Below are 7171 nucleotides of genomic sequence, written 5' to 3'. Positions count from 1 at the left end.
TCGGGGCGAAAGTGATTATCTCCGCCTTCGGATTGAACGGGTTCTATAATGATAGCCGCTGTTTGCTGGCCGAATTGTTTGAGATGCGCTGTGATTTGTGCCACGGCGACATTTTCTCTTTCCTCAACGGTTACGGGATAAAGTTCTTCTTCGTAAATATTGATCTTGGGATTTAAAATTCTGGGCCACGGGAATTTCGGAAAATATTTTGTTTTGCGCCAATCAAAAGAATCAGTCAGGGAAAGAGTGTAACCGCTTCGTCCGTGAAAACATTGGCGAAAGTGGATGATTTGGTTCGCCTCTATTTCTTCGCCACGTTTGAGATTGAGACGTGTTTTCCAGTCGAACGCCGCCTTGAGAGCATTTTCAACACCAAGTGAGCCGCCTTCCACAAAAAAGAGATGACGAAATTGTTTGCGAAGAGCCAGCGTATCAAAGACATCCACAAATCGGGCGTAATATTCCGAATAAACATCGCTTAAAGCAATTTTGACTTGGGAAGTTTCTTGAAGAGCTTTTTGGTATGCCTTGTTTTTCAAGCCCGGATGATTGAATCCGATGGGGAGCGTTGCAAAAAACGAATAGCAATCGAGGTATGTTTTATTGTCAAGTTCATTATAGACATACGCCCCTTTGCTTTTTTTCAAATCGATCACGATATGAAAACCATCGACCAAAATGCGCCTCTTCAAAGTCGTGAGAGTCTTCTGTCCCTTATAATTTTTTGTAAAAGAGGTCATATTGTCCATTGTCATTCTGCTTTTGTCCTTTGTCATTCTGAGCGAAGCGAAGAATCTGCATTCGTCATAAACGTTTCACTTATATCTTTCCAATGCGGATTCATGGATTCAATGAGCGTAATCTTCCTTTTCCTTAACCACCCTTTTATCTGTTTTTCTCTAGCGATGGCCACATTAACATCTTCTGTTTCCTCAAAATAGACAAGTTTGGTTACATTATATTTTTCTGTAAAACCCCGAATCAATTTATTTTTGTGTTCATAAGCCCTTCTTGGTAAATTGTTTGTAATACCGGTATAAAGAGTTTTGGGTTGGTTAGCCATGATGTAAACGTAGTATTGTTTCATAAAGAAGATCCTTCGCTTCGCTCAGGATGACAATAACGGCGAAGGGATCAGAATGACAATTATATCGTATATTCCAAATCCGGTGCTACATAGGCGGTATCCATCTGCGCCAGTTGTAGTTTTCCGGAGAGATCCCAGTTGACCGACTGCCATTTTGTAAATTGATCTAAAACCCAAACTCCCGATTGTCTGGATCCGTTTCCGGATTTTCCATTTCCGCCGAAGGGGAGATGCGCTTCCGCGCCGGTGGTTGAGTTGTTGATTGAAGTCATGCCGGCGGTGATTTCCTCTTTCCACTGATAAATATATCTTGGCGTGTTGGTGTAGATTGCCGAAGAGAGACCGTAACCGGTGTCGTTGGCGAAAGCCAACGCTTCATCAAGATCACGACAGGTCATCACATTAAAAAAAGGTCCGAAAGTTTCCGTGGAGTAGAGTTTGTCTTTTGCCTGCACATTGTCAACGATGGTTGGAAATGCAAAAACGCCGGCAGACGGATCACCAACGAAATTTTTCCACGGTTTTTTGGAAGTAATTCGACCGTTGGGATTGGTTAAAAGTTTGTGATGAGGTTCAATCAGTGTTTCCAGATTTTTGAGATGGTCGTTCAGAAATTTTTCTGAAATCATCGGGCCATAACTGGTTTCTTCTTTCATCGGATCGCCGATTTTCAAGTCCGCAACTTTTTCAACCAACGATTTTAAAAATTTATTACGAATGGATTGGTGCAAAATCAGATTTCCAAGACTGGTACAACGCTGTCCGGCGGTTCCAAAGCCGGACCACAACGCTCCCGTCACCGCCAAATCAATGTCGGCGTCTTCCATAACCACCATGGGATTCTTTCCGCCGAGTTCAAGACACGGGTTTTGAAGATTGCGTCCGCAGACTTCGCCGATGTGCTGACCAACTTCGGTGGAACCGGTAAATCCAAATTTATTGATGAGACCTTTATTGACGGCATTGATTAAATATTCGCCCGTTGATTTGGAACCCTTTCCAAATAAAACATTGAAAACTCCGTCGGGAAGTCCTGATTTATAGAGTAATTGCGCAAAATAGTAGGAGGTAAGTGGTGCATCTTGAGGGGGTTTCCAGACACAAGTGTTTCCCGCAACAAGTGCCGGAACAAAATACCACGAAGGAACCGCCACCGGAAAATTGCTGGAGGTGATGCACGCAAACACGCCGACCGGACGGCGATAGGTATAAAGTTCTTTGTTTGGCATTTCAGAGGGAATAGTCATTCCGTAAAGACGTCGGCCTTCGCTCACAAAAAAGTTGCAGGTATCGATGGCTTCTTGCACATCGCCTCTGGCTTCACGAATTGGTTTTCCCATTTCGCGCGTAACAATTTGGGAGAGGGCTTCCTTGTTTTTTTCAAGCAACTTGCCAAAATTTTGAATGATCCCTGCGCGCACAGGAGCGGGAGTTTTCTTCCACTTTTTGAAAGCTTCTTTGGCTTTGACGCAGGCCTTTTCAACTTGTGCTTCCGTAGCAATGCCAAAAACAGCAACAACATCTTTCAAATTGGATGGATTTGTTGATTCGAATTGTCCTTGGCCCGTTTCTTCAACCTTTCCCGTCATCAGGCTTAAACCTTTTTTAATCATAAATACCCCCGGAGCGAGGGCAACAAACACCAGTTTTTTTGTGAAGTCAAACCAAGATCACTTCATCAAGTCCTTTGAAATGATGGTCTCTTGTAATCAATTGGGCTTCCTGATGTATAGCGGTGGCATAAATGATGGCATCTGCCATGGCGAGTTTGTGTTTCAGACTTATATCTGCTGAAAAAAGAGCCAGTCTTTCATCCAGCGAAATAATATTTTCCGATTGGCCTTCTATTTGAGTAATGACGAGCAGTCCTTCCGTCTCAGATTTTTCTTTGCAGATTTTTTTGTAAACTTCATAGATAACAAGGCTGGGCGTCCATAGGGGTTTGTGGGTCTGGATGTATTTAAAACAAGTTTTGGCGTGTTTACCGCCCACAAAATATTCCAACCAGATGGAGGAATCAAGAACGGCGCCGCTCATGTTCTGTCATTCCTGTCCCGCACATTATTTGCATCCATTCCCTTAAGAAAACCCTCCATTGATTTAATGTTTATATCGGGGATGAGATAGATAACCCCACCCTTTTCCCAGATGATGAATTTTTGGCCCGGTTTGATATCGATCCGCTCTCGAACCTCTTTGGGAATAACCACCTGATATTTTGTGGAAAGAGAGGTGTAAGTCATTATGGTGTAATGGTAAGTCAAATACGATATTTTGTCAAACGGTTTATGTAATTTGTATTACCCCAAGAAAAACAGAATTTTAAGCAACTTTTTTTGACAGAAGGCGATAACAGGGTTAGAAACAACAATTCTTAAGGGAATCTCTAAAAACGTCATCCCGACCCCGTATCGAGTACGGGGCAGGCTCCAGTCGGGATCCAGACGTCGTCCCGACGAAAGTCGGGAACCAGTAATAAATTGCTGGATTCCTGCTGGAGTTTACCCCTGCGGAGGCAGGGGCAGGGATGACAAATGCGGGGTTTGTAGAGGCACCCTTAATTTTAAAGGAGGATATATGGGAGACGCAAAAGTGGAAGCAATAATCAGGCCGGTTTCGGTGACATCGCTTGATTTGCCGGAGGGAGTACGGACAGAAATCTCAAAAATTGCCGAAAAGGAAGGTTCTCAAAGTGATCTTGATACCGCAGAAGAATTAAGAGCCGCCGCGGAGGCACTACAACAAATCCGAACCAAATCTACGGTCGCCCTGCCCAAGTTAAATCCAGCCGTACAAATCAGTAATGACCGAATCACCATTCAGGAAGACACAGGACAATATGAATACAGCATTCAGACTCCAAAGGAAGGATTTTTCGAAAGTTCTGATGGGTTTTTATTTCGTCGAAATGTAGAAACGGGGGATGTGAAAGAAATACGCCAGGAGAATAGAAGAGGATGTAAAAGTAACGGTGGAGCAATTAAGCAAATTGCTATTGGTGGAGGAGAACTTTATGTTCTTTTTTCAACAAGTAACAAACGGCTCTTTGGAAAGGTTGTGACTAACGAACGGGGAGATAGAGCCATTCAATTTGCCAATCTTGCTGAATCGGATTGGGCAATCCGCGAATTTGTTGAGGAGAATGGAAGGCTCGCCGTGAAAACGGTGAATGACAAAATTCCGGGTGGAGCCCCTGTATTAGTGGGTCGTTTTATTTTAGGAGCCAAAAAACTTTCTTTCTGCCCGTAATTGGAGTTGTAACGAGTTTAATTACCGATACGCCGGAATGCCGGTGATGGTTTCGCCTAGCACCAGTGTGTGGATGTCGTGAGTGCCCTCGTAGGTGTAAACGCTTTCGATATTGAGCATGTGGCGAATGACCGGATATTCATCCAAAATTCCATTGGCTCCCAAAATTTCGCGGGCGAGATGTGTAGCATGGCGTGCGATTTCACAATTGTTTCGCTTGGCCATGGAAACCTGTTCCGGTTTCATGGTGCCCGCATCTTTGAGACGTCCCAGCTGCAGGGAAAGTAATTGCCCCTTTGTGATCTCCGTTAAAATGTCGGCCAGTTTTTTTTGTGTGAGTTGAAAAGCGCCGATTGGTTTGTTGAATTGAATGCGTGTTTTGGAATATTCAACCGCGCATTCGAAACAGGCCATGGCCAAGCCCAGCACTCCCCACGAAATTCCATAGCGTGCTTGCGTCAGACAGCTTAGCGGGGCTTTCAGGCCTTCCGCTTTTGGCAGTCTGTTTTCTTCCGGCACTTCTACATCTTTTAAAACCAATTCGGAGGTGACACAAGCGCGCAGACTGAATTTGCCTTTTGTCTCGGGGGCTGAAAAACCTTTCATGCCTTTTTCAACGAGGAAACCATTGACTTTGCCAGCGTCATTGCGAGCCCAAACTACAGCGACATCGGCAAGGGTGCCGTTGGTGATCCACATTTTGGCGCCGTTTAAAATCCATTTTCCACCGTTCTTTTTTGCTTTTGTGAGCATGCCCGCGGGGTTGGAACCGAAATCGGGTTCCGTCAGACCAAAACAACCGATTGTTTTTCCGGAGGCGAGTGCAGGCAACCATTTTTTCTTCTGCTCTTCGCTTCCGTAGGTGAAGATAGGGTACATCACGAGCCCGCCCTGTACCGAAGCGGCCGAACGCATGCCCGAATCGCCGCGTTCCAGCTCCTGCATGAGCAAACCGTAGGCAACATTGTTCAAACCGGCACAACCATATTCCTGTGGAAGTGTGGCGCCGAGAAAACCAAGGTCCCCCATTTTTGGAAAAATTTCTTTCGGAAAAGTGGCGTTGCGATGATGTTCGGTGATGATGGGGAGAATTTCTTTCTCCGTGAAATTCCGCGCCATATTTTGTACTTGAATCTCTTCTTCGCTGAGAAGAGAGCTGATATTTATAAAATCGGTACAATTTAATTTGGACATAAAGGTCAACTATCGAATTCGGGATACCATGTCAATTTGATGTCCGTCAAAAAATTATTCCGGTCGTCGCCGGGGATGAAATTAAATTGTTGGACCCTTTCGTAGCCTGCACGCAAGGCAATTTCAAATGCCTCCGTGCTTCTCCAGCGACAACCGGCCCACCAGCGAAATCGTGTTTCTGCCGGGTTTTCAACGGTCTTGTGTATGATGGGGATACTGTAAAGATCACTATCCCTCTCTTCCCAGACAAATCCCAACTGATGTTGCCAGTAATAAGTTGGGGCAAAATCGTATCGAACATAAACTCCCTGAGCATCGGGTCCCAACGCGTCTCCGAGCAGAAGTTTGTTGTTTGTCCATCCGGAGATGAATTGTTCATGGCGGTAGGGAAGAAAACCGGCATTTTTGTATTCGAGTCTTAGTTGGTTGCGTCCATCGGAGGTCAGCCGGGGAATAAAAATTCCGGCGTGGTTCAGTGATTCATACACAAATTTGTATTGGTTGAAATTGGCATCATCGAGACTGAATTCCCAATAGATTTGTGTCCCGCGCCATTTAGGAATACGCAGGGCAAATTCGAAAGCGCCGATTCGGTTGGAAGCAAAGGCGTCAATCGGATTTCCAAGACCGATAAGATTGGGAATATAACCGCCAATGGTATCTACAAAACGCGCTCCCACAGAGGCCTGTGGAGAACCATAACCGCCGCTCACGAGAGCCGTTGTAAAACCCCATTCAAAATTTTTGTGGGGGAGAAAGGAAAGTTTGTATCCTGTGATATAGGTATAAGGAAAAACTGTGCCATGAGTTAGATCGCCAAAAAAGAAAGTGGCGTTCATTTTTCCAAGATATTTTAGAATCCATGGCAGATGAAAAGGGGTGATGTTAGAAATTTTCAACATGTCCAAACCTCTGCCATTGATTGAAAAAATATTCCCCCCTTCCGGGTCAAAACCCCAGACAAGCTGGTCACGACCGTCCTGCATGCCGATATTTTTGAATTCAGATCTCAAATACAAATGATCAAAACTCCACTGCATGGTGTCTTCTGCCCCATTGTTTTGTTTTGCAAAAAGGAATTGAGGTTGACCTGAAATGTCAAAGTGAGAGCCAAGATGGATTGCGTGTTCTGACTCAAACATGAAATTGTGTTCGTCTTTATAAGGACGACCTCCTTCATAAGCCACAAGTGGGTTTATCAACGCATCTATCTTTGCACTGGAAACAGTGGGTGTTACGAAACGGTAGGGGCTGTCGAGAAAAAGATATTGAAGACTGAAATGTTGCAGGGGAGTTATTCTCAGGGTATCGGCGATAGTTTCTTTTTTATCTGGAAGAAAGTGTTCACATTGGGCCAATAACAACATTGCCCTTGGCTCTATCTTCTGACCCTTAACCCGCGGAAGGTTTGTTTTTGCTTCGTTAAGAAGACGGAAGATTTCTGTTTCCGAAAGGGGGCGCTGACCAAGCATGTAATCATCAATAAGACCAAACGCAGTTAGCGTATCGAGGATTTGATAGATAGCCGGATTTTGTGTGACTGAGACATTGAGTCGGGCTGAAGCGGTGGAAGCTACGAGAAGGAGCGCCAATAAAAAAAGAAAAGATAGTCGCTTCATTCCTTTGATCTCATAGATTTTT

The 7171-nt window shown here is 44.6% G+C and carries 8 protein-coding genes; 1 reads left to right on the top strand and 7 read right to left on the bottom strand.

The window, feature by feature from the left end:
• From HY877_04765 to HY877_04745, 5 genes are all read right to left on the bottom strand, one after another.
• A partial coding sequence (locus tag HY877_04765; GenBank protein MBI5299589.1) for an aminotransferase class III-fold pyridoxal phosphate-dependent enzyme occupies positions 1-755 on the bottom strand: 755 nt, incomplete at its 3' end.
• A gap of 17 nt (positions 756-772) precedes the next feature.
• Positions 773-1087 (bottom strand): GIY-YIG nuclease family protein, encoded by a 315-nt coding sequence (locus tag HY877_04760; GenBank protein MBI5299588.1) that lies wholly within the window; start codon positions 1085-1087, stop codon positions 773-775.
• 59 nt (positions 1088-1146) lie between these two features.
• Positions 1147-2700: an aldehyde dehydrogenase family protein gene (locus HY877_04755; protein MBI5299587.1), complete on the bottom strand. Its 1554-nt coding sequence runs from the start codon at positions 2698-2700 to the stop codon at positions 1147-1149.
• A gap of 46 nt (positions 2701-2746) precedes the next feature.
• Positions 2747-3124 carry a type II toxin-antitoxin system VapC family toxin gene (locus HY877_04750; protein MBI5299586.1) on the bottom strand — a complete coding sequence of 126 codons (378 nt, stop codon included), beginning with the start codon at positions 3122-3124 and terminating at the stop codon, positions 2747-2749.
• Complete coding sequence (locus HY877_04745; GenBank protein MBI5299585.1) at positions 3121-3330, bottom strand: AbrB/MazE/SpoVT family DNA-binding domain-containing protein; 210 nt, start codon at positions 3328-3330, stop codon at positions 3121-3123. The genes HY877_04750 and HY877_04745 overlap by 4 nt, the downstream gene beginning before the upstream one ends.
• Before the next feature lie 334 nt (positions 3331-3664).
• On the opposite strand from HY877_04745, the gene HY877_04740 reads away from it, so the two are divergent.
• Complete coding sequence (locus tag HY877_04740; GenBank protein ID MBI5299584.1) at positions 3665-4336, top strand: hypothetical protein; 672 nt, start codon at positions 3665-3667, stop codon at positions 4334-4336.
• A gap of 21 nt (positions 4337-4357) precedes the next feature.
• Here HY877_04740 and HY877_04735 read toward each other — a convergent pair whose 3' ends face one another.
• Positions 4358-5530 (bottom strand): acyl-CoA dehydrogenase family protein, encoded by a 1173-nt coding sequence (locus tag HY877_04735; GenBank protein MBI5299583.1) that lies wholly within the window; start codon positions 5528-5530, stop codon positions 4358-4360.
• Positions 5531-5535: 5 nt separating this feature from the next.
• Complete coding sequence (locus tag HY877_04730) at positions 5536-7149, bottom strand: hypothetical protein (GenBank protein MBI5299582.1); 1614 nt, start codon at positions 7147-7149, stop codon at positions 5536-5538.
• Positions 7150-7171 lie beyond the last annotated feature (22 nt).

Source organism: Deltaproteobacteria bacterium (assembly GCA_016213065.1).
In the GTDB taxonomy this organism is placed as follows: Bacteria; UBA10199; UBA10199; order SPLOWO2-01-44-7; family SPLOWO2-01-44-7; genus JACRBV01.
This window is presented reverse-complemented; position numbering and strand designations above follow the sequence as displayed.